At 64.1% G+C, this 26410-nt stretch carries 20 protein-coding genes; 1 reads left to right on the top strand and 19 read right to left on the bottom strand.

Annotation, left to right across the window (positions count from 1 at the left end):
- Positions 1-15 precede the first annotated feature (15 nt).
- The 11 genes from rplV to rpsL form a co-directional block, all read right to left on the bottom strand.
- Complete coding sequence (gene rplV, locus J6500_RS17180) at positions 16-402, bottom strand: 50S ribosomal protein L22 (protein WP_066499414.1); 387 nt, start codon at positions 400-402, stop codon at positions 16-18.
- A gap of 24 nt (positions 403-426) precedes the next feature.
- Positions 427-705: a 30S ribosomal protein S19 gene (gene rpsS / locus J6500_RS17175; RefSeq protein ID WP_008136357.1), complete on the bottom strand. Its 279-nt coding sequence runs from the start codon at positions 703-705 to the stop codon at positions 427-429.
- A gap of 12 nt (positions 706-717) precedes the next feature.
- Positions 718-1551, bottom strand: a complete 834-nt coding sequence (rplB, locus tag J6500_RS17170) for a 50S ribosomal protein L2 (protein WP_225713877.1) — start codon at positions 1549-1551, stop codon at positions 718-720.
- Positions 1552-1563: 12 nt separating this feature from the next.
- Positions 1564-1863: a 50S ribosomal protein L23 gene (locus J6500_RS17165; protein ID WP_066499408.1), complete on the bottom strand. Its 300-nt coding sequence runs from the start codon at positions 1861-1863 to the stop codon at positions 1564-1566.
- Positions 1860-2480, bottom strand: a complete 621-nt coding sequence (gene rplD, locus J6500_RS17160; protein WP_225713876.1) for a 50S ribosomal protein L4 — start codon at positions 2478-2480, stop codon at positions 1860-1862. The genes J6500_RS17165 and rplD overlap by 4 nt, the downstream gene beginning before the upstream one ends.
- A gap of 1 nt (position 2481) precedes the next feature.
- Positions 2482-3201, bottom strand: coding sequence for a 50S ribosomal protein L3 (gene rplC, locus J6500_RS17155; RefSeq protein WP_225713875.1), 720 nt, complete (start codon positions 3199-3201; stop codon positions 2482-2484).
- Positions 3202-3255: 54 nt separating this feature from the next.
- Entirely contained in the window at positions 3256-3564 is a 309-nt protein-coding gene (gene rpsJ, locus J6500_RS17150) for a 30S ribosomal protein S10 (protein ID WP_002712302.1), read from the bottom strand.
- Positions 3565-3649: 85 nt separating this feature from the next.
- Positions 3650-4840, bottom strand: a complete 1191-nt coding sequence (gene tuf / locus J6500_RS17145) for an elongation factor Tu (RefSeq protein WP_018272140.1) — start codon at positions 4838-4840, stop codon at positions 3650-3652.
- Between the two features lie 39 nt (positions 4841-4879).
- Positions 4880-6952, bottom strand: a complete 2073-nt coding sequence (fusA, locus tag J6500_RS17140; RefSeq protein WP_225713874.1) for an elongation factor G — start codon at positions 6950-6952, stop codon at positions 4880-4882.
- 30 nt (positions 6953-6982) lie between these two features.
- On the bottom strand, positions 6983-7453 hold the full coding sequence (gene rpsG / locus J6500_RS17135) for a 30S ribosomal protein S7 (RefSeq protein ID WP_225713873.1): 471 nt from the start codon (positions 7451-7453) through the stop codon (positions 6983-6985).
- A gap of 15 nt (positions 7454-7468) precedes the next feature.
- Positions 7469-7840 (bottom strand): 30S ribosomal protein S12, encoded by a 372-nt coding sequence (gene rpsL, locus J6500_RS17130; RefSeq protein ID WP_006611834.1) that lies wholly within the window; start codon positions 7838-7840, stop codon positions 7469-7471.
- A gap of 683 nt (positions 7841-8523) precedes the next feature.
- On the opposite strand from rpsL, the gene J6500_RS17125 reads away from it, so the two are divergent.
- Positions 8524-9777, top strand: a complete 1254-nt coding sequence (locus J6500_RS17125) for an FAD-dependent oxidoreductase (protein ID WP_225713872.1) — start codon at positions 8524-8526, stop codon at positions 9775-9777.
- Here the strand turns inward: J6500_RS17125 and J6500_RS17120 are convergent.
- The 8 genes from J6500_RS17120 to rplA form a co-directional block, all read right to left on the bottom strand.
- Positions 9693-11741, bottom strand: coding sequence for an ABC transporter ATP-binding protein (locus J6500_RS17120; RefSeq protein ID WP_225713871.1), 2049 nt, complete (start codon positions 11739-11741; stop codon positions 9693-9695). The two genes, J6500_RS17125 and J6500_RS17120, sit on opposite strands and share 85 nt — an antisense overlap.
- Before the next feature lie 194 nt (positions 11742-11935).
- The gene (locus J6500_RS17115; protein ID WP_225713870.1) at positions 11936-13996 is read right to left on the bottom strand and encodes an FAD-dependent oxidoreductase; all 2061 of its coding nucleotides are present in this window, start codon (positions 13994-13996) and stop codon (positions 11936-11938) included.
- Between the two features lie 205 nt (positions 13997-14201).
- Positions 14202-18404 carry a DNA-directed RNA polymerase subunit beta' gene (gene rpoC, locus J6500_RS17110; RefSeq protein WP_225713869.1) on the bottom strand — a complete coding sequence of 1401 codons (4203 nt, stop codon included), beginning with the start codon at positions 18402-18404 and terminating at the stop codon, positions 14202-14204.
- A gap of 128 nt (positions 18405-18532) precedes the next feature.
- Positions 18533-22651, bottom strand: a complete 4119-nt coding sequence (gene rpoB / locus J6500_RS17105; RefSeq protein WP_225713868.1) for a DNA-directed RNA polymerase subunit beta — start codon at positions 22649-22651, stop codon at positions 18533-18535.
- Positions 22652-23135: 484 nt separating this feature from the next.
- Complete coding sequence (gene rplL / locus J6500_RS17100) at positions 23136-23516, bottom strand: 50S ribosomal protein L7/L12 (RefSeq protein ID WP_225713867.1); 381 nt, start codon at positions 23514-23516, stop codon at positions 23136-23138.
- Between the two features lie 54 nt (positions 23517-23570).
- Entirely contained in the window at positions 23571-24089 is a 519-nt protein-coding gene (gene rplJ, locus J6500_RS17095) for a 50S ribosomal protein L10 (protein WP_225713866.1), read from the bottom strand.
- Positions 24090-24664: 575 nt separating this feature from the next.
- Positions 24665-25618, bottom strand: coding sequence for a 2-hydroxyacid dehydrogenase (locus tag J6500_RS17090; protein ID WP_225713865.1), 954 nt, complete (start codon positions 25616-25618; stop codon positions 24665-24667).
- A 97-nt stretch (positions 25619-25715) separates the two neighbouring features.
- Positions 25716-26408 carry a 50S ribosomal protein L1 gene (gene rplA, locus J6500_RS17085; protein WP_225713864.1) on the bottom strand — a complete coding sequence of 231 codons (693 nt, stop codon included), beginning with the start codon at positions 26406-26408 and terminating at the stop codon, positions 25716-25718.
- Positions 26409-26410: the final 2 nt, after the last annotated feature.

Here is a 26410-nt window from a genome sequence, read left to right as displayed (position 1 = left end):
TCTTCTCCTGCGCCCTTAAGCGCTTGCCTCGGCCTCGACCTGACGAACCACGATGGTCAGGTGCGAGAACGGTTTGTACACACGGCCCGAACGGCCACGGCCGCGCGGAGCAAAACGCTTCATCACGATGCCATTGCCGACATGCGCCTCGGCGACGACGAGATCGTCGACCTCGAGGTCATGGTTGTTCTCGGCGTTGGCGATCGCCGATTCCAGGCACTTCTTGACGTCGACCGCGATCCGCTTGCGCGAAAACTGCAGGTCGGCGAGCGCCGCCGACGCCTTGCGGCCGCGGATCAGCTGCGCCACCAGGTTGAGCTTCTGCGGGCTGACGCGCAGCATGCGGGCGACGGCCTTGGCCTCATTGTCCGCGAGGCTACGTTCGCGCTTTGGTTTGCTCATCGTCTCTTCCTCAAGCCTGACCCATTAAGCCTTCTTGGCTTTCTTGTCGCCCGAATGGCCATGGAAGGTCCGGGTCGGCGAGAACTCGCCGAACTTGTGACCGACCATTTCCTCGTTGACCGCGACCGGCACGTGCTTCTGGCCGTTGTAGACGCCGAACGTCAGGCCGACGAACTGCGGCAGGATGGTCGAGCGGCGGCTCCAGATCTTGATGACGTCGTGACGGCCGGACGCGCGGGCGGCATCTGCCTTCTTGAGCAGAGAACCCTCGACGAACGGGCCTTTCCAGACTGAACGAACCATGTCCGGCGTTCCTTACTTCTTCCGCTTGTGGCGGCTGAGGAGAATGAATTTGTTGGTCGACTTGTTGGTGCGGGTCTTCTTGCCCTTGGTCGGCTTGCCCCACGGAGTAACCGGGTGGCGACCGCCCGAGGTACGACCTTCACCACCGCCGTGCGGGTGATCGATCGGGTTCATGACGACGCCGCGGTTGTGCGGACGCCAGCCGAGCCAGCGGGTACGACCGGCCTTGCCGATCGAGATGTTCATGTGATCCGGGTTCGACACCGCGCCGATCGTGCCGCGGCAGCGGCCGTGCACGAGGCGCTGCTCGCCCGAGTTCAGGCGGATGATCACGTAGTCCTGGTCGCGGCCGACGATCTGGGCGTAAGTGCCTGCGGAGCGCGCCAGCTGGCCACCCTTGCCGATCTTCAGCTCGATGTTGTGCACGATCGTGCCGACCGGCATGTTGCCGAGCGGCATGACGTTGCCCGGCTTCACGTCGACATAGTTGCCCGCGACGACGGTGTCGCCGGCGGCCAGGCGCTGCGGCGCCAGGATGTAGGCCAGCTCGCCGTCCTGATACTTGATCAGCGCGATGAAGGCGGTGCGGTTCGGATCATACTCCAGCCGCTCCACGACCGCCGGCATGTCCACCTTGTCGCGGCGGAAGTCGACGGTGCGGTAGGCCTTCTTGTGGCCGCCGCCGCGGAAGCGCACGGTGATCCGACCGGTGTTGTTGCGGCCGCCGTTGCCGAGCTTGCCCTCGGTCAGCGCCTTCACCGGCTTGCCCTTGTAGAGCGCCGAACGATCGACCATGACCAGCTGGCGCTGGCCCGGCGTCGTGGGATTGTAGGTTTTCAATGCCATCGTCGTTGCGCCTTATAGTCCGGTAGTCACGTCGATGCGGTGGCCCTCTTCCAGGGTCACGATCGCGCGCTTGGTGTCCGACTGCGAGCCGAGATTGCCGCGGAACACCTTGGTCTTGCCCTTGCGAACGAGCGTGTTGACGCTCTTCACCTTGACGTCGAACAGCTTCTCGACCGCTTCCTTGATCTGCGGCTTGGTCGCCTTGCCGGCGACCTTGAACAGCACCTTGTTGTGCTCGGAGGCGAGCGTCGCCTTCTCGGTCACGACAGGAGCGACGATCACGTCGTAGTGGCGCGGGTCGATGTTCTTCATTTGAAGCGCGCCTCCAGCGCATCAACCGCAGCCTTGGTCAGCACCAGCTTCTGGCGGCGGAGAATGTCGTAGACGTTGATGCCCTGGATCGGCAGCACGTCGATGTTAGGGATGTTGCGGGCCGCGGTCGCGAAACCGGCGTTGAGCTCGGCGCCGTCGATGATCAGCGCGTTGGTCAGGCCGAGGCCGGAGAAGTGGCCGAGCAGCGCCTTGGTCTTGGCTTCCTTGACCGCGGCGTTGTCGATCACGACAAGCCCGCCGTCCTTGGCCTTGGCCGACAGCGCATGCTTGAGCGCCAGCGCGCGCACCTTCTTCGGCAGGTCGGTCGCGTGCGAGCGGACCACCGGACCGAACGCACGGCCACCGCCACGGAACTGCGGCACGCGGGCCGAGCCGTGACGGGCGCCGCCGGTGCCCTTCTGCTTGTACATCTTCTTGCCGGTGCGCCAGATCTCGGCGCGGCCCTTGGCCTTGTGGGTGCCGGCCTGGCGCTTGTTCAGCTGCCACTGCACGCAGCGCTGGATGATGTCCGCGCGGGGCTCGAGGCCGAAGATCGCGTCCGAGAGCTCGACGGATCCGGCGTCCTTGCCTTCAAGGGTCGTGACTTTCAGTTCCATCTCACGCACCCTCCGTCTCGGCGGCAGCCTCGGCAGCCTCGCCGCCGGCAACCTTGAACTTGCCGGGCTTCGGGGCTTCCTTCGGCAGCGGCTTCTTGATCGCATCGCGCACCGAGATCCAGCCGCCCTTGGAGCCGGGAACGGCGCCTTCGACGAGGATCAGGCCGCGCTCGACATCGGTCGAGACCACGCGCAGGTTGAGCGTGGTAATGCGGTCGACGCCCATATGGCCGGGCATCTTCTTGTTCTTCCAGGTCTTGCCGGGGTCCTGACGGCCGCCGGTCGAACCGATCGAGCGGTGAGAGATCGACACACCGTGGGTGGCGCGCAGACCGCCGAAATTCCAGCGCTTCATGCCGCCGGCAAAACCCTTACCGATCGAGGTGCCGGTGACGTCGACAAACTGGCCGACCACGAAATGGTCCGCCTGGATCTCCGCGCCGACCGGGATCAGCGCGTCCTCGGACACGCGGAACTCGGCGACCTTGCGCTTGGGCTCGACCTTGGCGACCGCGAACTGACCGCGCTCGGCCTTCGGCATGTACACGGTCTTGCGGGCGCCAGAACCGAGCTGAAGGGCGACATAGCCGTTCTTCTCGGTGGTGCGGTGGCCCAGCACCTGGCAGTTGCCCAGCTTCAGCACGGTCACAGGGATATGCTCGCCGGTCTCAGTAAAGACCCGCGTCATCCCGACCTTCTGTGCGATCACTCCGGAGCGCATCGGCGTGCTTCCTGTCTTTCTGTCCGCAAGCGGCGGACGTAAAAATCCAAAACCTTAGAGCTTGATCTCGACGTCGACGCCGGCGGCCAGGTCGAGCTTCATCAGCGCATCGACGGTCTGCGGGGTCGGGTCGACAATGTCGAGAAGGCGCTTGTGGGTGCGCATCTCGAATTGCTCGCGGCTCTTCTTGTCAACATGCGGCGAACGGTTGACGGTGAACTTCTCGATGCGGGTCGGCAGCGGAATGGGACCGCGAACCTGCGCACCGGTGCGCTTCGCCGTGTTCACGATCTCGCGGGTCGACGTATCGAGGATTCGATGGTCGAACGCCTTGAGTCGGATGCGAATGTTTTGGCCGTTCATTGCCGTATTCTCTCTTTAGTGAGTGGCGAGTAGCGAATAGCGAATGGTGTGATCCACCCGCTACTCGCCATTCCCTATTCGCTTATTACTCGATGATCGCGGCGACGACGCCGGCGCCGACGGTGCGGCCGCCTTCGCGGATCGCGAAGCGCAGCTTCTCTTCCATCGCGATCGGCACGATCAGGTGCACTTCCATCGCGATGTTGTCGCCCGGCATCACCATCTCGGTGCCTTCCGGCAGATGCACGACACCGGTCACGTCGGTGGTGCGGAAGTAGAACTGCGGACGGTAGTTGGTGAAGAACGGGGTGTGACGACCGCCCTCTTCCTTGGTGAGGATGTAGGCCTCAGCCTTGAACTTGGTGTGCGGCTTGACCGAACCCGGCTTGCAGAGCACCTGGCCGCGCTCGACTTCCTCGCGCTTGGTGCCGCGGAGCAGCGCACCGATGTTGTCGCCGGCCTGACCCTGATCGAGCAGTTTGCGGAACATTTCGACGCCGGTGACGATGGTCTTCTGGGTGTCGCGGATACCGACGATCTCGATTTCCTCGCCAACCTTGATCACGCCGCGCTCGACACGGCCGGTGACGACGGTGCCGCGGCCCGAGATCGAGAACACGTCTTCCACCGGCATCAGGAACGGCTGGTCGATCGGACGCTCCGGCTGCGGAATGTACTCGTCGACATTGCGCATCAGCTCGAGGATGGCGTCGTGGCCGAGCTTCTTGTCCTTGTCTTCGAGGGCGGCGAGCGCCGAGCCCTTGATGATCGGGATCTTGTCGCCCGGGAATTCGTACTTCGAGAGCAGCTCGCGGACTTCGAGCTCGACGAGCTCGAGCAGCTCCGGATCGTCGACCATGTCGCACTTGTTGAGGAACACGACGAGCGCGGGCACGCCGACCTGGCGGGCGAGCAGGATGTGCTCGCGGGTCTGCGGCATCGGGCCGTCGGCGGCCGACACGACCAGGATCGCGCCGTCCATCTGGGCAGCGCCGGTGATCATGTTCTTCACGTAGTCGGCGTGGCCGGGGCAGTCGACGTGGGCGTAGTGACGGTTGGTGGTCTCGTACTCGACGTGCGCGGTCGAGATGGTGATGCCGCGGGCCTTCTCTTCCGGCGCCTTGTCGATCTGGTCGTAGGCGGTGAACGTCGCGCCGCCGGTTTCTGCGAGCACCTTGGTGATCGCTGCGGTCAGCGAGGTCTTGCCATGGTCGACGTGACCGATGGTGCCGATGTTGCAGTGGGGCTTGTTACGTTCGAATTTAGCTTTGGCCATTTGACTCTCCGTTCAATCGTTGACTGCCATCAACGACAATCAGGCAAACTTCTTCTGGACTTCAGCCGACACGTTCGCCGGAGCTTCGGCGTAGTGATCGAACTGCATGGTGAAGGTCGCGCGACCCTGGCTCATCGAGCGCAGGTTGTTCACGTAACCGAACATGTTCATGAGCGGCACCATCGCATTGATGACGTTGGCGTTGCCGCGCATGTCTTGGCCCTGGATCTGGCCGCGCCGCGAATTCAGGTCGCCGATGACCGAACCGGTGTAGTCTTCCGGGGTCACCACCTCGACCTTCATGATCGGCTCGAGCAGAACGGACTTGCCCATCTGCAGCGCCTCGCGGAAGCAGGCGCGCGTGGCGATTTCGAAGGCCAGCGCCGACGAGTCGACGTCGTGGAACTTGCCGTCGATCAGCTGCACCTTGACGTCGACCACCGGGAAGCCGGCGACCACGCCGGAGGACAGCACGCTCTCGAGGCCCTTTTCGACGCCGGGGATGTATTCCTTCGGCACGGCGCCGCCGACGATCTTCGATTCGAACTCGTAGCCCTTGCCGGGCTCGTTCGGCTCGACGATGATCGTCACGGCAGCAAACTGGCCGGTACCGCCGGTCTGCTTCTTGTGGGTGTAGCTGTGCTCGACCCGCTTGGTGACACGCTCACGGAACGCCACCTGCGGCGCGCCGATGTTGGCGTCGACCTTGTAGGTGCGCTTGAGGATGTCGACCTTGATGTCGAGATGGAGTTCGCCCATGCCCTTGAGGATGGTCTGGCCGGACTCGTGATCGGTCGAGACGCGGAAGGACGGGTCCTCCGCGGCGAGCTTGGCCAGCGCCACGCCCAGCTTCTCCTGGTCGGCCTTCGACTTCGGCTCGATCGCGATCTCGATCACCGGCTCCGGGAATTCCATCTTTTCCAGAATCACCGGATGGTTGGGATCGCACAGGGTGTCACCGGTGCGCGCTTCCTTCAGGCCGGCCAGCGCGACGATGTCGCCGGCGTAGGCTTCCTTGATATCCTCGCGGTTGTTCGCATGCATCAAGAGCATGCGCCCGATGCGCTCCTTCTTCTCGCGGGTCGAGTTCACCACGCCGGTGCCCGACTGCAGGATGCCGGAGTAGATGCGGCAGAAGGTGATGGTGCCGACGAACGGGTCGTCCATGATCTTGAACGCGAGCAGCGCCAGCGGCTCCTTGTCGTCCGCCTTGCGCACGACCTCGTTGCCCTTGTCGTCGGTGCCCTTGATCGCGGGCACGTCGAGCGGCGACGGCAGATAGTCGACGACGGCGTCGAGCAGCGGCTGCACGCCCTTGTTCTTGAATGCCGAGCCGCACAGCACCGGATAGAAGGCGCCGGTCAGCACCGCCTTGCGGAGCAGACGCTTCAGGGTCGCCTCGTCCGGCTCCTTGCCGTCGAGATAGGCCGCCATGGCGTCGTCATCGAGCTCGACGGCGGCTTCCACCATCTTCTCGCGGTATTCCTTGGCCTGCTCGACGAGATCCTCCGGGATGTCGACATAGTCGAACTTGGCGCCGAGCGATTCATCGTTCCAGATGATGCCCTTCATCTTCACGAGGTCGACGAGACCCTTGAAGTTGTTCTCGGCACCGATCGGAAGCTGGATCGCGATCGGCTTGGCGCCGAGGCGGTCGACGATGTCGGACAGGCACTTGAAGAAGTCGGCGCCGGTCTTGTCCATCTTGTTGGCGAAGACGATGCGCGGCACCTTGTACTTGTCGCCCTGGCGCCACACGGTCTCGGTCTGCGGCTCGACGCCCTGGTTGGAGTCGAGCACGCACACGGCGCCGTCGAGCACGCGCAGCGAACGCTCGACTTCAATGGTGAAGTCGACGTGGCCGGGGGTGTCGATGATGTTCAGGCGCTTGCCGTTCCAGAACGCGGTGGTGGCAGCCGAAGTGATCGTGATGCCACGCTCCTGCTCCTGCTCCATCCAGTCCATCGTCGCGGCACCTTCGTGCACTTCGCCGATCTTGTGGCTCTTGCCGGTGTAATAGAGGATGCGCTCGGTGGTCGTGGTCTTGCCGGCGTCGATGTGCGCCATGATACCGAAGTTGCGGTAGTCCTCGATGGCATGTTGGCGGGGCATGAGACTGTTCCTTAAATTCCGTTGTTCGCCTTACCAGCGGTAGTGCGAGAAGGCGCGGTTGGCTTCCGCCATCCGGTGCACGTCTTCACGCTTCTTGACGGCGTTGCCACGGTTGTTCGACGCATCCAGCAGTTCCGCCGAGAGCCGCTCCGTCATGGTCTTCTCGTTGCGCTCGCGCGCGGCCGAGATCAGCCAGCGCAGGCCGAGCGCCTGACGGCGCACCGAGCGGACTTCCACCGGAACCTGGTAGGTCGCGCCACCGACGCGGCGGGAGCGAACCTCGATGGTCGGCATCACGTTCTCGAGCGCCTGCTCGAACACACCGAGCGGGTTCTGCTTGGTCTTGGCTTCGATGATGCCGAGCGCACCGTAGACGATACCTTCGGCGACCGACTTCTTCCCGGCGTACATCACCGAGTTCATCAGCTTGGTAATGATGATGTTCCCGAACTTCGGATCGGGAAGAACTTCACGCTTCTCAGCAGAATGGCGACGCGACATCTGATCGGTTCCCGCTTACTTCGGACGCTTGGCGCCGTACTTCGAACGGCGCTGCTTACGGTTCTTGACGCCCTGGGTATCCAGCACGCCGCGGAGGATGTGGTAGCGCACGCCGGGCAAGTCCTTGACGCGGCCGCCGCGGATCATCACCACCGAGTGCTCCTGCAGGTTATGGCCCTCACCCGGGATGTAGCCGATCACCTCGAAGCCGTTGGTCAGGCGCACCTTGGCAACCTTACGAAGCGCCGAGTTCGGCTTCTTCGGGGTCGTGGTATAGACGCGCGTGCACACGCCGCGCTTCTGCGGCGACTGCTGCAGCGCCGGCACCTTCTTGCGCGACTTCTGCACTTCACGTGGATTTGCGATCAGCTGGTTGATCGTCGGCATGCAGCCTTCACCCTTCCGTTCGCGAAGCCTTGAATGGCCCCGCCAATTCTTCTCGGGAACAGCCGTCCCGTACGGCCCGCCCGGCGCGAATCAAATACCCGCGCAAAGCGAAATCGCGCCAACCACTCATCGCTGAGCGGAAAGCGCTTCGACGCCACAGAGGACCGCGATCCCGGACCGATCAGCGTTCGCTGTTCAGTCCGCCACCGAGGTCATGCATCCGAATTCACTCTCAAGAGGACTTGCTCAAGAGAACTAAAATCGTCCTGGCATTGCCTAGCTATCTTCGACAGCGTCTGAGCGGCATTCGTCGAGGTTGGTGCCCGTCCCGCCGCAAGGGGCCGTCAGGGTGTTCCGTTCCGACGCTGGCGTTGCTCACCGCCTGTCGATAAGTGCGGGCCTTGTATAATCGAGAGATAGTGAAGTCAAGCGAAACGACAAGCAAAGAAATGCCTCTGCCGCTTGGATATTTAGCATTTCGTCGGCGCGAAGCACGCGGAGAATTATGCCAGCCGACCCTGCCCGTCGGCGATAGCCACGCGTCGGATCGTCGCATTATACCCGGATAAAATATGGCTAGAAACAACTCTCCGCAGCTTCGTCGTTAAGGCTGCCGGTAAAACTAAGCCTTTATTTGCCATTCGCGGCGCAAAAGAAGGGTTCTACGGCGCGCGGAACCCCTCATGCGGTACACCGACATCGCGATTATTGGTGGAGGTCTCGCGGGCTCGACGGCGGCGGCGATGCTCGGACGCGCCGGGATTCCGAGCGTCTTGATCGACCCGCATCAAGTCTATCCGTTCGATTTCCGGGTCGAAAAGCTCGGCGGAGACGACCAACTCGGCCGATTCGTCAGCACGGGCCTTGCCGAATCGGTGCTGCGCTCGGCGACTCACAGCGGCGAGAACTGGATCGCACGCTTCGGCCGTCTGCTCGACCGGCAGCCGAGGCAGCAATACGGCATCATGTACGATGCGCTGATCGGCGCCATCAGGGCCGAGATATCCGGACCGGCGGAGTTCGTCTGCGACAAGGTGGTCGAGGTCAAGACCAGCGCCGAACGTCAGCGGCTTGTGCTGGCCCATGGCGAGACGATCTCGGCGCGCCTCGTGGTGCTCGCCAACGGCTTGAACGTCGGGTTGCGCCGGATGCTGGGCATCGAGCGCGAGGTCACCAGCTACTGCCACTCGATCTCGATCGGCTTCGACGTCGTCCCGGTGGACCGCCCCGCCTTCCCGTTTCCGGCCATGACCTATTTCTCGGAACGGCCGAGCGACCTCATTCCCTACATCACCCTGTTCCCGGTCGGCGAGCGGATGCGCGCCAACCTGTTCACCTACCGCCCGGCCACCGATCCATGGCTGCGCACGATGCGGCGCCATCCGGTCGAGACGTTGAACGCCGCGCTGCCGCGGCTGCGCCGGCTCACCGGCGCGTTCGATGTCAGCGGCGACATCAAGATCCGGCCGGCCGACCTCTATGTCAGCACCGGCTATCGGCAGGCCGGTCTCGTGCTGGTGGGCGACGCCTTCGCCACCACCTGCCCGGTCACCGGCACTGGGACGGACAAGGTGTTCACCGACGTCGCCCGGCTCTGCAGCGTCCATATCCCGGCCTGGCTCGCCACCGAAGGCATGGGCGCGGACAAGATCGACGCGTTCTACGACGACCCGGTCAAGACGGCCTGCGACGCCTGGTCGAACAGCAAGGCCTTCAGCTTCCGTTCGGTGTCGATCGATCGCGGGCCTTACTGGGTGGCCCAGCGCTGGGCCCGCTTCCTCGGCTATCTCGGCCAGGGCTGGTTGAGGCGGCTGCGCAGCCGGATCGCGGTGCCATCGCCCGCGCGAACGGATCACGCGGCGTCGTCGCCCTCCTCGTCGTCCTCGTCATCCTCTTCATCATCATCGTCGTCCACGGCGCCGTCGTCGGCGCTGTGAGACACGTGGCCCTGGTCGTCCCAGAGCTTGCGATAGACCCCGTTCCTGGCGAGCAGCTCGGCGTGTGATCCGCGCTCGATCGCCTGGCCGCCCGAGATCACGATGATCTCGTCCATCTCGACCACCGAGGTCAGGCGGTGCGTCGACCAGATCATGGTGCGGCCCTTGGCGACGTTGAGCAGCGTGCGGTTGATCGCGGCTTCCGTGGTCTGATCGAGCGCCGAGGTGGCCTCGTCGAGCAGCAGCACGGAGGGATTGCGGATGATCGCGCGGGCGATCGCGATGCGCTGGCGCTGACCGCCCGACAGCGTGTCGCCGCGCTCGCCGACCGGCGTGTCGTAGCCCTCCGGCAGGCTCATGATGTAGCTGTGGATCTCGGCCTTCTTCGCGGCGTCCTCGACCTCGGCGTCATCAGCTCCCTCCTTGCCGAGCCGGATGTTCTCGCGGATCGACATGTTGAACAGCATGTTCTCCTGGAACACCACCGCCATGCTGGCGCGCAGCGATTCCCGCGTCACCCGGCGGATGTCGACGCCGTCGATGGCGACGCGGCCCTCATCCGGCACGTAGAGCCGCAGGATCAGATTGATCAGCGTGCTCTTGCCGGAGCCGCTCGGCCCCACGATTGCGATGCTCTTGCCGGCATTGAGCTTGAGGCTGAGATTGTCGAGCACCGGCGTCTGCGCGCCTTCATACCGGAAGGTGACGCGGTCGAAGCTGATGTCGTTGGTGATGCGCGGCAGGTCCGGCGCGCCGGGCCGGTCGGCGCCGCGGGTCGGCTCGTCAAGCAGTTCCTGGATGTGCTGTACCGCCGCCGCGGACTGGATCGACACCGGAATGAAATGCATCAGATGGGCGATATTGTACGACACCTCCCAGAACGCACTCTCGAAGGTCACGAAAGTGCCGACCGTGATCTGCCCCTTGGTTGCCAGATAAGCGCCGATCGCCAGCACCACGAGGTGCAGCAGCAGCACCGCGATGGTGACGGTGCGCTCCACCATGGTCGACAGGAACATGGCGGACGCCGCCTTGGTCCGGACGTCGAGGTTGCGCATCGTGAACCAGCCGAGCGCGCGGCGCTGCAAGTTGAACGCCTTCACCACCGCCTGCGCGGCCACGTTCTCCTGCACCGTGGCGAGCAGCGCCGCCTCGTTCTGCTTTTGCTCGTAATTGGCCTGCACCGCCTTCGGGGTGAGGATGCGCGGGCCGATCAGCGTGATCGGGAAGATCAGCAGCGCCACCGCGGCGAGTTGCCAGTTCAGGAACAGCATCAGAATGATGCCGGCGATCAGCTCCAGGAACGGCAGCGCCGCGCTGTTGGCGAAAGTCTTGATCGAGCCTTCGAACGCCGACAGGTCGATCGAGAAGCGCGACAGGATCTCGCCGCGCTTGGTGCGGGCGAAATAGGCCGACGGCAGGTTCTGGACGTGCTCGAAGATCCGCGTCCGGACATCGGCGATGATGCCGGCGGCGAGCCGCGCATCCCAGCGCTCGTACCAGACCGCGATGATCGAGGTGACGATGCCGGCCACCGCCAGCACGCCGAGGATCTTGTAGAGCGCCTGGAAATCTTCCTCGCCGAGCGCGTCGTCGATCAGGAACTTGAGGCTGAGCGGCATGATGACGTTGAACAACGTCTCGACCAGCACGCCGAAGGCGACGAAGGCGAACGGCTTCCGGTAGTTTGCCAGCAGCGGCCTGACGAAGCCGTATAACGTGGAGAGCGCGCCGGCGGCTTCCTTGGCGGTGAAGACGACAAGGTCCTCGTCGTCATCATTGTCGTCGAGCTCGAGCTCGTCGTCCTCATCCTCCTCGTCGGCGGCATCGTCGGTCGGTGCGGCGGCGGGCTTGGCCGCGGCGGCCGCTGCCGGCGCGCTGCCCGCCGCGAGTTTCCTTTTCAGCTCGGGATCGTCGGCGTCGGCCGATCTCGGATCGTCAGATGCAGGAGGCTTTGGCGCCATGAAACCAACCGATGCTCCACGGCCGGCATGACCGCTACGCGAAATCGCAGACGGCCGAACGCCGCGGCGGCGATCCTATGCGATCACGATGCGTTCGGCAAAGCGTTTGGATCGGCGGCGGGCGAACTCGATGCCGACCGCTTCGTGCGCTTGACGGTTTATTGACGCGAGGTCGCGCGCCCGCGTCGCGGCAGTTAATCGTCCTCGGCGTCGTCGACCTTGTCGAAGAAGGAATAACGCAGGCTGTCCGCGTCGGCGTACCACTGGCCCGGCCCCTTGTTGGCGGCAAGCGTCAGCGCCCACAGCGCATCGGTGCAGTCGCGGCGGTGCATCGACAGGTCGAAACCGTTGCCGAAGAACAGCTCCGACCATTCCCACCAGGTGCCAAGCTTCTTCACCCCGCGCAAGAGGTCGTAGCGGTCGATCAGCGCAGGAGCCATGTCCGAGGTGACCGAGCCGAAGACGAGGCCGGTCTTGACCACGCGGTTGAGCTCGCGCACCGCGCGCACCACCTGCTTTTCGCCAAGATGGCACAGCGAGGTCTCGAACACGAAGTCGAACTCATCGTCCCTGAACGGCATGTCGGCGATCGAGCCGAGCTTGTTGTACTTCTTGAGCGCCTTCGGCGTCTTGCCGTGGATGTAGCGGTTGTTCTCGATGCCCCAGGCATCGATGCCGCGCTCGCGCAGCGCGCCGACCAGCTCGCCGCTCGCGGAACCGGCGACCAGCAGCCTGTAGCCCTTCGCCCTGCCCCAGACCGTCTTGATCTGGTCGGTCAGATAGGCGGGATCGGTGAACTGGCGCCAGGCCTCACGATACGGACCGACGCCGCGGTAGTTCTCGAAATAGCTGCGGTCGATCTTGTCGGATACGCCCGTGGCTTGCTGCGCGCGGGCGCGGCGCAGCCGCATCATCTCGGTGACGACGATGTCGGTCGCGGCGTCAGAGGAATCGAGCAGGCCGTTGAGCGTCGAATCGAACAGATAGTCGCCGACCACCACGATGCCCGGATGCTGCTTCGGCTCGGGACGATGGTTGGTCATGACGTCGCGCACCGGCAGGCCGCCCGGCAGCGCGTTGACCGACGACAGCCAGCGGTGGATCTTGCCTTCCAGGAAATGCGCCCGCGCATCACCAAGCGAGGCCGGCAGCGATTTCAGCGCGGCATCGATCAGCTCCTGGTCGCTGAGATTGGCGAAGGCCAGCGCGTCGGAGCCGGCGATCAGCCAGTTCAGCACGCCGTGCTTGCCGACATCATGGCGCGCGCCCTCATTGTAGACGCAACAGCCGCCGAACGCCTCCGACATGAACCAGGCGCCGGGGATCTTCTCGCCCCAGAACGGTTCGTCGAACAGGATCGAGACCCGCAGATAATGCGCGGGGCGATCGAAATAGGCGACGTGCTTGACCATCGACCGGCGCAGCTCTTCGCCGTCCCAGCGCATGGTGGCGAGCCAGGAATGCGGCAGGCAGACCAGCACGAGATCGAAGTCGCGCGTCTCCGGCCCCTTGCCGTTCATCATGTTGAGCTGGTAGCGGCCGCTCTCGGTCTTGCCGACCTTGAGCACGCGATGGTTGAGCTGGATGTCGGCGCTGACCTCCGAGCGCAGGCAATCGATCAGCTGCTCGTTGCCGTTCTGGATCGAGTACAGGCCGATATAGCCGTCGACGTCCATCACGTAGTTCTTCAGCGCGTTGAGGCCGTTGGTGTTGTGGCTCTCGGTCGCGATGTCGGAGCGCGCCATCACCTTGAAGAAGCGCTTGGCGATATCGTCCTTGACCTCCTCGTCGAGCACCTGCTCGGCGGTCTTGTAGGCCCATGGGTGCTCGTTGTCGTGAGCGCCGATGCCTTCATAATATTCGATCGGCGACACCAGCTTGGTGCAACGCTCGCGGAACGCCTCGATCGCGGCCGCGGTCTTCGCGCCGTATTTGCGGCGCATGCCGGCCACGTCGGCCAGCAATTCGCCGTCGAGCTGCACCTGCTCGGCGTCCATCGGGATGGTCTGCAGGCCGAAATGCTGGATCAGCTCGCGCAGCGGATCGGGGCCGGTCATCGAGTAGTCGTAGATCTCGGCGACGCCAGCCTCGTACATCGCCGGCGCGGTCTCGAACTTGCGGGTGAGGATCTTGCCGCCGAGCCGGTCCGATGCCTCGAAGATCGTAACCCGGCAGAGGTCGCCGAGCTTACGCTTCAGGTACCAGGCACTCATCAGCCCCCCGGGGCCCCCGCCAACGATAGCCAAGTCAAGCATATGAAATCCGTCGTCTCCGGAATCTGCTCGGCAGCCGGTCCAAGAGCCGGTTCGAGAGCCAGTCCAAGTCAGCCTAGCAAAAGCGCTTTTGCGCCTGAAGGAAAGATGAACAAAGTGCGTCCCTGCATCGCAGCAAGCAAAGAAAGCAGCAAAAAGGCCGGCACAACGCCGGCCTTCTCGCTCAGTACCGTAGTCTTGCGGGTGCCTATTCCGCGGGCGGCAGCGCCAGCGGCTCTGCTTCGGGAGCCGTCGGCACGATCGCCGCCTGCTGCTTCTCCCGCTCGTCGAGGATCAGCTTGTCGCGCTTGACCGCGACCTCGCGGATCCGCGCCATCGAGGCACCGGTGCCGGCCGGGATCAGGCGGCCGACGATGACGTTCTCCTTGAGGCCCTCGAGCGGGTCCACCTTGCCGTTGACGGCAGCTTCGGTGAGCACGCGCGTGGTCTCCTGGAACGACGCCGCCGAGAAGAACGAGCGGGTCTGCAGGCTCGCCTTGGTGATGCCGAGCAGAACCGGCGTTCCCGTGGCGGGCTTTTTGCCCTCCTCCTTGGCCTTGGTGTTGATCGCGTCGAACTCGATCTTGTCGACCTGTTCGCCGGAGATCATGTCGGTATCGCCCTGATCGGTGATCTCCACCTTCTGCAGCATCTGACGGACAATCACCTCGATGTGCTTGTCGTTGATGAGCACGCCCTGGAGCCGATAGACCTCCTGGATTTCGTTGACCAGATAGGCAGCGAGTTCCTCGATGCCCTTGATCGCCAGGATGTCGTGCGGCGCCGGATTGCCTTCGACGATGAAGTCGCCCTTTTCGACGATGTCGCCGTCCTGCAGGTGGATGTGCTTGCCCTTCGGGATCAGGTACTCGCGCGGCTCCTCGGTCTTGTCCATCGGCTCGATCGAGATGCGGCGCTTGTTCTTGTAGTCGCGGCCGAAGCGGATCGTGCCCGCGGTCTCCGCGATGATCGCCGCGTCCTTCGGCTTGCGAGCCTCGAACAGTTCCGCCACCCGCGGCAGACCGCCGGTGATGTCGCGCGTCTTGGCGCTCTCGGTCGAGATGCGCGCCAGGATGTCGCCGGGCATCACCTTCGCGTTGATGTCGACCGACAGAATGGCGTCGACCGACAGCATGTAGCGGGCATCGCCGCCACGCGCGAGCTTCATCACCTTGCCGTCCTTGCCCTTGACCACGATGGCCGGACGCAGGTCCGCACCGCCGCGGGTCGAGCGCCAGTCGATGACCACGCGCTTGGCGATACCGGTCGATTCGTCGAGCGTTTCCGAGATCGACTGGCCTTCCACCAGGTCCTCGAAGCCGATCGTGCCCTCGACCTCGCTCAGCACCGGGCGGGTATAGGGATCCCACTCGGCGATGCGCTGGCCGCGCTTGACCATATCGCCCTCGTCGACATGCATCCGCGAGCCGTACTGGATACGGTGGGTTGCACGCTCGGCGCCGTCGGCATCGACGATCGCAACGACCATGTTGCGTACCATCGCGACCAGATGGCCCTCGCTGTTGCGGGCGATCGCCTTGTTCTTGATCACGACCTTGCCGTCGAAGTTCGATTCGACGAACGACTGCTCGTTGAGCTGCGCCGCGCCGCCGATGTGGAACGTACGCATCGTCAGCTGGGTGCCGGGCTCGCCGATCGACTGCGCCGCGATGACGCCGACCGCCTCGCCGTGGTTGACCGGCGTGCCGCGGGCCAGATCGCGGCCATAGCACTTGGCGCAGATGCCGTTGATCAGCTCGCAGGTCAGCGCCGAGCGAATCTTCACTTCCTGGATGCCGGCCTGCTGGATCGCGTCGACATGGCTCTCCTCCATCAGCGTGTCGCGCTTGACGATCACGTTGTTGGTGGCGGGATCGCGCACGTCATCGCAGGCCACGCGGCCCAGGATGCGCGAGCCGAGCGAAGCGACCACCGTGCCGGCATCGACGATGGCGCGCATCTTGATGCCCAGCGTGGTGCCGCAGTCGGTCTGCGTGATGATGCAGTCCTGTGCGACGTCGACCAGACGGCGGGTCAGGTAGCCGGAGTTCGCGGTCTTCAACGCGGTGTCCGCGAGGCCCTTGCGGGCGCCGTGGGTCGAGTTGAAGTACTCGAGCACCGACAGGCCTTCCTTGAAGTTGGAAATGATCGGCGTCTCGATGATCTCGCCCGACGGCTTGGCCATCAGGCCGCGCATGCCGGCGAGCTGGCGCATCTGCGCCGGCGAACCGCGCGCACCGGAGTGCGCCATCATGTAGATCGAGTTGATGTCGGCATCGGCTCCGCTGGCCGTCTTCTTGGTCGCGGAGATCTCCTTCATCATCGCCTTGGCGATTTCCTCGGTCGCCTTCGACCAGGCGTCGACGACCTTGTTGTACTTCTCGCCATGGGTGATCAGGCCGTCATTGTACTGCTGCTCGAAATCCTTCGCCAGCGTACGGGTCGAGTCGACGATCTTCCACTTGCCGTGCGGCACGACCATGTCGTCCTTGCCGAACGAGATGCCGGCCTTGAACGCGTTGTAGAAGCCGAGCGCCATGATGCGGTCGCAGAAGATCACCGTCTCCTTCTGGCCGCAGTGACGGTAGACCTGGTCGATGACGCCAGAGATCTCGCGCTTGGTCATCAGCTTGTTGATGATGTCGTACGAGATCCGCGGGTTCTTCGGCAGCAGGTTGCCGAGCATGACGCGGCCCGCGGTGGTTTCGATCCAGCGCTTCGACTTGTTGCCGTCCTCATCGAGGCTTTCCCACCGGTACTTGATCTTGGTGTGGAGGTGGATGACCTTCGAATGCAGGGCGTGCTCGAGCTCGGCCATGTCGCCGAAGATCTTGCCCTCGCCGGGCAGGCCTTCGCGCATGATCGAGACGTAGTAGAGGCCGAGCACGATGTCCTGCGACGGCACGATGATCGGCTGGCCGTTCGCCGGATGCAGGATGTTGTTGGTCGACATCATCAGGACGCGCGCTTCCAGCTGCGCTTCGAGCGACAGCGGGACGTGCACGGCCATCTGGTCGCCGTCGAAGTCGGCGTTGAAGGCGGCGCAGACCAGCGGGTGCAGCTGGATCGCCTTGCCCTCGATCAGCACCGGCTCGAACGCCTGGATGCCGAGGCGATGCAGCGTCGGGGCGCGGTTGAGCAGCACCGGATGCTCGCGGATAACCTCGTCGAGGATATCCCAGACCTCCGGACGCTCCTTCTCGACCAGCTTCTTGGCCTGCTTCACCGTGGTGGACAGGCCCTTGGCGTCGAGCCGCGAATAGATGAACGGCTTGAACAGCTCGAGCGCCATCTTCTTCGGCAGGCCGCACTGGTGCAGGCGCAGCTCGGGACCGACCACGATCACCGAACGGCCCGAATAGTCGACGCGCTTGCCGAGCAGGTTCTGACGGAACCGGCCCTGCTTGCCCTTCAGCATGTCGGCGAGCGACTTCAACGGCCGCTTGTTGGCGCCGGTGATGACGCGGCCGCGGCGGCCGTTGTCGAACAGCGCGTCGACGGCCTCCTGCAGCATGCGCTTTTCGTTGCGGATGATGATGTCGGGCGCACGCAGCTCCATCAGCCGCTTCAGGCGGTTGTTGCGGTTGATGACGCGGCGGTAGAGGTCGTTGAGGTCCGAGGTCGCGAACCGGCCGCCGTCGAGCGGCACCAGCGGACGCAGGTCCGGCGGAATCACCGGGATGACCGTCATGATCATCCACTCCGGCTTGTTGCCGGAGACGCGGAACGCCTCGACGATCTTCAGCCGCTTGGCGAGCTTCTTGTGCTTGATGTCCGAGTCGGTCTCGGCCATGTCGGCGCGCAGCGTCGCCTCGAGCTTCTCGAGCTCGAGACCCTTGAGCAGCTCGCGGATCGCCTCGGCGCCGATCATGGCGGTGAAGCTGTCCTGGCCGTACTCGTCCTGCGCCTTCAGATACTCGTCTTCCGACAAGAGCTGACGGTCCTTCAGCGCGGTCAGGCCCGGCTCGAGCACGACGTAGTATTCAAAGTACAGGATCCGCTCGAGATCCTTCAGCGTCATGTCGAGCAGGAGGCCGATGCGCGACGGCAGCGACTTCAGGAACCAGATGTGGGCGACCGGCGCGGCCAGTTCGATGTGGCCCATGCGCTCGCGCCGGACGCGCGACAGCGTCACCTCGACCGAGCACTTTTCGCAGATGATGCCCTTGTACTTCATCCGCTTGTACTTGCCGCACAGGCACTCGTAGTCCTTGATCGGCCCGAAGATGCGGGCGCAGAACAGGCCGTCGCGCTCCGGCTTGAAGGTGCGGTAGTTGATGGTCTCCGGCTTCTTGATCTCGCCGTAGGACCACGACAGAATCTTCTCCGGAGACGCGATCGAGATCCGGATCTGGTCGAAGACCTGGGCCGGCGTCGTCGGATTGAAAAGATTCATAATCTCTTGGTTCATGGTCTTCTCCTCGCGTGCCGATCGTCACCGGCAGCAAATTCGAAACTTCTAATCAGCCCGCGCCCTGCTCAACGTCCGAGCGGAGCGCGAAGACCCGGCGCTTTCGCGCCGGGCGTAAATCGCGAACGTTACTCGGCCGCTTCCGACGTCGGCGCCGGTCCCATCTTGGAATTGTGCAGGTCGACGTTGAGGCCGAGCGAGCGCATTTCCTTGACCAGCACGTTGAACGATTCCGGAATGCCGGCCTCGAAGGTGTCATCGCCGCGCACGATCGCCTCGTACACCTTGGTACGGCCGGCGACGTCGTCCGACTTCACCGTCAGCATCTCCTGCAGCGTGTAGGCGGCGCCGTAGGCTTCGAGCGCCCAGACCTCCATTTCGCCGAAGCGCTGGCCGCCGAACTGCGCCTTGCCGCCCAGCGGCTGCTGGGTGACGAGCGAGTACGGACCGATCGAACGCGCGTGGATCTTGTCGTCCACGAGATGGTGCAGCTTGAGCATGTAGATGTAGCCCATCGTCACCTTGCGATCGAACGGATCGCCGGTACGGCCGTCATAGACGGTCGACTGGCCGGAGGCGTCGAAGCCGGCGAGCTTCAGCATCTCCTCGATGTCCGTCTCCTTGGCGCCGTCGAACACCGGCGTGGCGATCGGCACGCCGTGGCTGAGGTTGCGGCCGAGCTCGAGCAGCTCGTCGTCGTTCAGCGACTTGATGGTTTCATCCTCGCCGTAGATCTTCTTCAGGGTCTCGCGCAGCGGCTTGAGATCCTGCTTCTGATAGAAGGCGTCGATGGTCTGGCCGATGCGCTTGCCGAGGCCGGCGCAGGCCCAGCCAAGGTGCGTCTCCAGGATCTGGCCGACGTTCATGCGCGAGGGCACGCCGAGCGGATTGAGCACGATGTCGGCATGCGTACCGTCCTCGAGGAACGGCATGTCCTCGATCGGCACGATCTTCGACACCACGCCCTTGTTGCCGTGGCGGCCGGCCATCTTGTCGCCGGGCTGGATCTTGCGCTTCACCGCAACGAAGACCTTGACCATCTTCATCACGCCAGGCGGCAGCTCGTCGCCGCGCTGCAGCTTCTCGACCTTATCGAGGAAGCGCTGCTCGAGACCCTTCTTCGACTCGTCGTACTGCTTCCGCATGGCCTCGATCTCGGCCATCAGCTTGTCGTTCGGCGAGGCGAACAGCCACCACTGCGACTTCGGATACTCGTCGAGCACCGCGCGGGTGATCTTGGTGTCCTTCTTGAAGCCCTTGGGGCCGGCGATGCCCTGGCGGTTTTCCAGCAGTTCGGCAAGGCGGTTGTAGACGTTGCGGTCCAAGATCGCCTGCTCGTCGTCGCGGTCCTTGGCCAGACGCTCGATCTCCTCGCGCTCGATCGCCAGCGCACGCTCGTCCTTGTCGACGCCGTGGCGGTTGAACACGCGGACTTCCACGATGGTGCCCTGCACGCCGGGGGGCACGCGCAGCGAGGTGTCGCGGACGTCGGAGGCCTTCTCGCCGAAGATGGCGCGGAGCAGCTTCTCTTCCGGCGTCATCGGGCTCTCGCCCTTCGGCGTGATCTTGCCGACCAGGATGTCGCCGGCGCGGACTTCCGCACCGATGTAGACGATACCGGCTTCGTCGAGGTTCTTCAGCGCTTCTTCCGAGACGTTCGGAATGTCACGGGTGATTTCCTCGGGGCCCAGCTTGGTGTCGCGGGCCATCACCTCGAACTCCTCGATATGGATCGAGGTGAAGACGTCGTCCTTCACGATCCGCTCGGAGAGCAGGATCGAGTCTTCGAAGTTGTAGCCGTTCCACGGCATGAACGCGACCAGCACGTTGCGGCCGAGCGCGAGCTCGCCGAGATCGGTCGACGGACCGTCGGCGATGATGTCGCCCTTCTTGACGACGTCGCCGACCTTCACCAGCGGACGCTGGTTGATGCAGGTCGACTGGTTGGAGCGCTGGTACTTCATCAGCCGGTAGATATCGACGCCCGACTTGGTCGGATCGAGATCCTCGGTGGCGCGGATCACGACGCGGGTGGCGTCGATCTGGTCGATCACGCCCGAGCGGCGCGCGGCGATCGCCGCGCCCGAGTCACGGGCGACCACGCCTTCCATGCCGGTGCCGACGAACGGCGCCTCGGCGCGAACCAGCGGCACCGCCTGGCGCTGCATGTTCGAGCCCATCAGCGCGCGGTTGGCGTCGTCGTTCTCGAGGAACGGAATCAGCGCCGCGGCGACCGAAACCAGCTGCTTCGGCGACACGTCCATGTAGTCGACCTTGTCCGGCGTGATCGGCAGCACTTCGCCGGCGTGACGGCACACGATCAGGTCTTCGGTGAAGCGACCCTTGGCATCGAGCGGCACGTTGGCCTGCGCGACGCGGTAACGGCCCTCTTCCATCGCCGACAGATAGACCACCTCGTCGGTGACGCGGCCGTCCTTGATCTTGCGATAGGGAGTCTCCACGAAGCCGTATTTGTTGACGCGCGCGAACGTCGCCAGCGAGTTGATCAGGCCGATGTTCGGACCTTCCGGCGTCTCGATCGGGCAGATGCGGCCGTAGTGCGTCGGATGCACGTCGCGCACCTCGAAGCCGGCGCGCTCGCGGGTCAGACCGCCCGGGCCGAGCGCCGACAGGCGCCGCTTGTGGGTGATCTCCGACAGCGGGTTGGTCTGGTCCATGAACTGCGACAGCTGCGAGGAGCCGAAGAACTCACGCACCGCGGCCGCGGCCGGCTTGGCGTTGATCAGGTCCTGCGGCATCACGGTGTCGATGTCGACGCTCGACATGCGCTCCTTGATGGCGCGCTCCATGCGCAGCAGGCCGATCCGGTACTGGTTCTCCATCAGTTCGCCGACCGAGCGCACCCGGCGGTTGCCGAGGTGGTCGATGTCGTCGATCTCGCCCTTGCCGTCGCGCAGATCGACCAGGGTCTTGATGACCGCCAGGATGTCTTCCTTGCGCAGCGTCCGGTGGGTGTCGGGCGCATCGAGCTCGAGACGCATGTTCATCTTGACGCGGCCGACCGCGGACAGGTCGTAGCGTTCAGCGTCGAAGAACAGCGACTGGAACATGGCCTGCGCCGAATCCAGCGTCGGCGGCTCGCCCGGACGCATCACGCGGTAGATGTCGAACAGCGCGTCCTCACGCGTCATGTTCTTGTCGGCATGCAGCGTGTTGCGGATGTAGGCGCCGACATTGACGTGGTCGATGTCGAGCAGCGGCAGGTCCTTGTAGCCCTGCTCGTTGAGCACCTTGAGCGACTTGTCGGTGATCTCCTCGCCGGCCTCGGCATAGATCTCGCCGGTCTTCGGGTTGACGAGATCCTCGGCGAGGTAGTTGCCGACCAACTCCTCGTCGGACATCCGCAGCGCCTTGAGGCCCTTCTCCTGCAACTGGCGCGCCTGGCGCACGGTCAGCTTCTTGCCGGCCTCGAGCACCACCTTGCCGGTATCGGCGTCGATCAGGTCGTTGACGGTCGAATAGCCGCGGAAGCGGTTGGCGTCGAACGGCACGCGCCAGCCTTCCTTGGTCCGCTTGTAGGTGATCTTCTTGTAGAAGGTCGACAGGATCTGCTCGCCGTCGAGACCGAGCGCGTACATCAGCGAGGTCACGGGGATCTTGCGGCGGCGGTCGATGCGCGCGAACACGATGTCCTTGGCGTCGAACTCGATGTCGAGCCAGGAGCCGCGATACGGAATCACGCGCGCGGCAAACAGCAGCTTGCCGGACGAATGGGTCTTGCCCTTGTCGTGGTCGAAGAACACGCCGGGCGAACGGTGCATCTGCGAGACGATGACGCGCTCGGTGCCGTTGACCACGAAGGTGCCGTTCATCGTCATGAGCGGGATGTCGCCCATGTAGACGTCCTGCTCCTTGATGTCCTTGACCGACTTGGCACCGGTTTCCTCGTCGATATCGAACACGATGAGGCGCAGCGTCACCTTGAGCGGCGCAGCGAAGGTCATGCCGCGCTGGCGGCACTCGTCGACGTCATATTTCGGCGGCTCGAACTCGTAGCGGACGAATTCCAGCATCGAGGTGCCGGAGAAATCCGAGATCGGGAAGACCGAGCGGAACACCGCCTGCAGGCCCTCGTCCGGCCGACCGCCGGCCGGCTCGTCGACCATCAGGAATTGGTCGTAGGATGCCTTCTGAACCTCGATGAGGTTCGGCATCTCGGCGACTTCCTTGATGTGACCGAAAAACTTGCGTACGCGTTTGCGACCGGTGAATGTCTGCTGCGCCATCGTGGCCTCTCATTTTCGTCGCCTTTGTGGGGCGAACCTTCCGGGACGCGACTGCCATCGGCCCCGGGTTGAATTTCGCATCGTCTCGAAGGAACGAAGCCGAGGCTCAGGAATTAATTCCCTAACCCGGCGCCCTTGGCCTTCAAAACGCAAAACGACGCGCGGGGCGCATCACTGCACCCGCCCGTCCGAACGTTCCGCTTCACGGACTGAAAAAGCCCGAAATCTGCCTGTCTCCCAACGGCTTACGCCGGGAACCCTGCCGTTCCCGCCGCCGACCGTGTTTTTCCGCTGCCGACCCGATATGGGGAGGCAATAATGGAGATTCGAGGGTTAAGTCCACGCATCCCCACACTTTCTTGTGTCCAGCGTGCGACGCGACGACCTGTCGCACGCCCGCTTCGACCTCCGCCACGCCATCCCGGACCTGGTGAAGGCTCCCGGGCGAGCTTTCGTTCGCCCGGGACTTCGCTCAAGTAACGGGTTACTTGAGCTCAACCTTGGCGCCAGCCTTCTCGAGCTGGGCCTTGATCTTGTCGGCTTCTTCCTTGTTGACGCCTTCCTTGACCGGCTTCGGCGCGCCTTCCACGAGATCCTTGGCTTCCTTCAGGCCGAGACCGGTGATGGCGCGGACTTCCTTGATGACCTCGATCTTCTTGTCGCCGGCGGCAGCCAGCACGATGGTGAAGTCGGTCTTCTCTTCAGCCGGAGCAGCGGCACCACCGCCACCAGCGGCCGGGCCGGCCACCGCGACGGCGGCAGCGGCGGAGACGCCCCACTTCTCTTCGAGGAGCTTGGCGAGTTCGGCGGCTTCGAGCACGGTGAGGCTCGAGAGGTCGTCGACGATTTTCTGCAAGTCAGCCATTGATCTATTTCCTTAAACGTTTGGTTCGAACCAGGTTTGAGATTAGCGAAGGGGTCAGGCCGCTTCGCCCTTTGAGGCATGAGCCTGAATGACGCGTGCGAGCTTGGCCGCGGGCGCGTTGGACAGCTGAGCGAGCTTGGTCGCCGGCGCCACGATGAGGCCCACGATCTTGCCGCGCAGTTCGTCGAGCGACGGCAGTGAGGCAAGCGCCTTCACGCTGTCGACATTCAGGACGGTCTTACCCATCGAGCCGCCGAGGATGACGAACTTCTCGTTCGCCTTGGCGAAATCGATGGCAACCTTTGGCGCCGCGACCGGATCGTTGGAAGTTGCGATCACGGTCGGCCCCTTCAGCAGGGAGCCGATGGCAGCGACGTCAGTGCCTTCAAGAGCAATTTTGGCGAGACGGTTCTTCGAGACCTTCACCGACGCGCCCGCCTGCTTCATCTGCTTGCGCAGGTTCTGCATCTGGGCGACGGTGAGGCCGGAATAGTGAGCAACGATCGCGACGCCCGTGGTCTTGAAGACCTCGTTGAGCTGTTCGACCGCCTCTTTCTTTGCCGCTCGTTCCACAGCAAGCTCTCTCCGGTTGGCGGCCTTTCCGCGAGGCGGGACCGCCGGGTTGCACCCATCGTCCTGCCCAAAACCTGATTCCTCGGGGCCGAGACCCTTCGGACATGCCGGGCAAGACGACATCTAGAAGCCTGCCCTCCCAGAACCTTGCGGCCCTGGGCTGTCGAGGTTCGAACCAAATCAGCCTTCAGCCGCGAACACGCCGCGGCTTGAACTGCGAAATCTGGTCTTCACCCGTCTATGCAGGCCATGCGATTAAGCCGTTGAAAACACGAAGTTCTCGCGGGCGCCTGCAGTCTTGGACAGGATCGAGGCACTTCAGCACGCTGAAGGCCCCTGCCTGCATTCCACGAGAGCGACGGGTCTCCCTCCTTTCGAGCATCCTTGCGGGCATGCGGAAAGGAATGGTCTCCTATCATCTCAGGTTTTCGGAATGCGAGCACAGACATGCCAGCAAGTGCCAGCACGCCCGGAAGGCGCTGTGTAGCCGGTCTCGCCCGGTTTGCCAAGAGCAAAATTCAGACCAGTTCCGATCGGCTCGCGGCCCCGCCCTAGGGCCGTATCGGCCCTGCGTTTCAGCCCCTCTTTACCGCATATGGCAGCGGCCTGCCCGCGAAGAACGCCTCGAGATTGGCCAGCACGCAGTCCTGCATCGCCACGTGCGATTCCAGGGTGTGGCCGCCGAGATGCGGCGCCAGCACCACGTTCTGGAGCGCGGTCAGCGCGCCGGGCGGGTGCGGCTCCATGGCGAAGACGTCGAGCCCGGCGCCGGCGATGGTCCCGTCGGTTAGCGCCGCGACCAGCGCCGGTTCGTCAATCACAGAGCCGCGCGAAATGTTGACCACGAAGCCGTTGCTGCCGAGCCGGCGCAGGATGTCGGCATTGACCGCATTGACGTTGTCGGCGCCGGCGCGGACGGCGATCATCAGGACGCTGCACCAGTCGGCCAGCGCCTCCAGGCTCGGCAAATACTGATATGGCAGGTCGTATCTCGTGCGGCTGAAATAGCCGATCTCGGTCTCAAAGGCCGCGGCGCGCGCGGCGATCTTGCGGCCGATCTCGCCCATGCCGTAGATGCCGACCTTGCGGCCGCGCATCCCGGCCTGCGGCCGCATCATCGGCGACGGCTTGCGGCCGGCCCAGTCGCCGCTGCGGACATAATTGTCGGCCACCGGCAGACGCCGCACCGCCGCCAGCATCAAGGTCACAGCGATGTCTGCAACGGAGGCGGCATTCGCACCCGGGCTGTGGCCCACGGCGATGCCGCGCTGGGCAGCGGCAGCGAGATCGATGCCGTCATAGCCGGTGCCGTAGCAGACGATCGCGCCGAGCTTCGGCAGCATGTCCATGACATCGGCGCCGAGCGGCGAGCCGCCGGCGGCGATCATCGCGCGAACGTCAGCAATATCTTCCGGTGCGAAGGCTTCGTCCGGCCGCTGACCGGCCGCGTTGAGCAATTCGTAGCACTCGCCGAAGCGGGTGAGCTGGGTCTTGGGAAAGCGCGAGTAGACCAGGACCTTGTCCGGCATTGTTGTTGTTTCCTGCGAGGCGCCTCACGCACCAAAACAAAGGGGCGGAACCGGCCATCCGATCCCGCCCCTCTTTATCCTGTCACGCTCAAAGACCTCAGCCGAGGATCGTGCCCGGCTCGACCTTCACGCCCGGGCCCATGGTGGAGGAAACCGCCACGCGCTGGATGTAGGTACCCTTGGAACCGGCGGGCTTCGCCTTGGAGACCGCGTCGGCGAGCGCCTTGACGTTCTCGACCAGCTTCTCCTCGGTGAACGAGGCCTTGCCGATACCGGCCTGCACGATGCCGGCCTTCTCGACGCGGAATTCGACCGAGCCGCCCTTGGCGCCCTTCACGGCCGAGGTGACGTCCATGGTCACGGTGCCGATCTTCGGGTTCGGCATCATGCCGCGCGGACCGAGCACCTTACCGAGGCGGCCGACCAGCGGCATCATGTCGGGGGTGGCGATGCAGCGGTCGAAATCGATCGCGCCGCCCTGCACCTTCTCGACCAGGTCCTCGGCGCCGACGACGTCGGCACCGGCGGCCTTGGCTTCCTCAGCCTTGGCGCCACGCGCGAACACGCCGACGCGCAGCGTGCGGCCGGTTCCGTTCGGCAGGACGACGACGCCGCGGACCATCTGGTCGGCGTGGCGCGGGTCGACACCGAGATTGATCGCAATCTCGATCGTCTCGTCGAACTTCGAGGTAGCACGCTCCTTGACCATCTTGATGGCGTCCGTGAGCGGGTAAAGCTTCTCGCGATCAATGCCTTCGCGGGCTTTCTTCAAACGCTTTCCGATCGACATGG

Origin of the sequence: Bradyrhizobium semiaridum (assembly GCF_020329505.1) — a bacterium.
Classification (GTDB): Bacteria; Pseudomonadota; Alphaproteobacteria; order Rhizobiales; family Xanthobacteraceae; genus Bradyrhizobium; species Bradyrhizobium semiaridum.
Note: the sequence above shows the minus strand (reverse complement) of the source record. Positions and strands in the feature narration are given on the sequence as shown.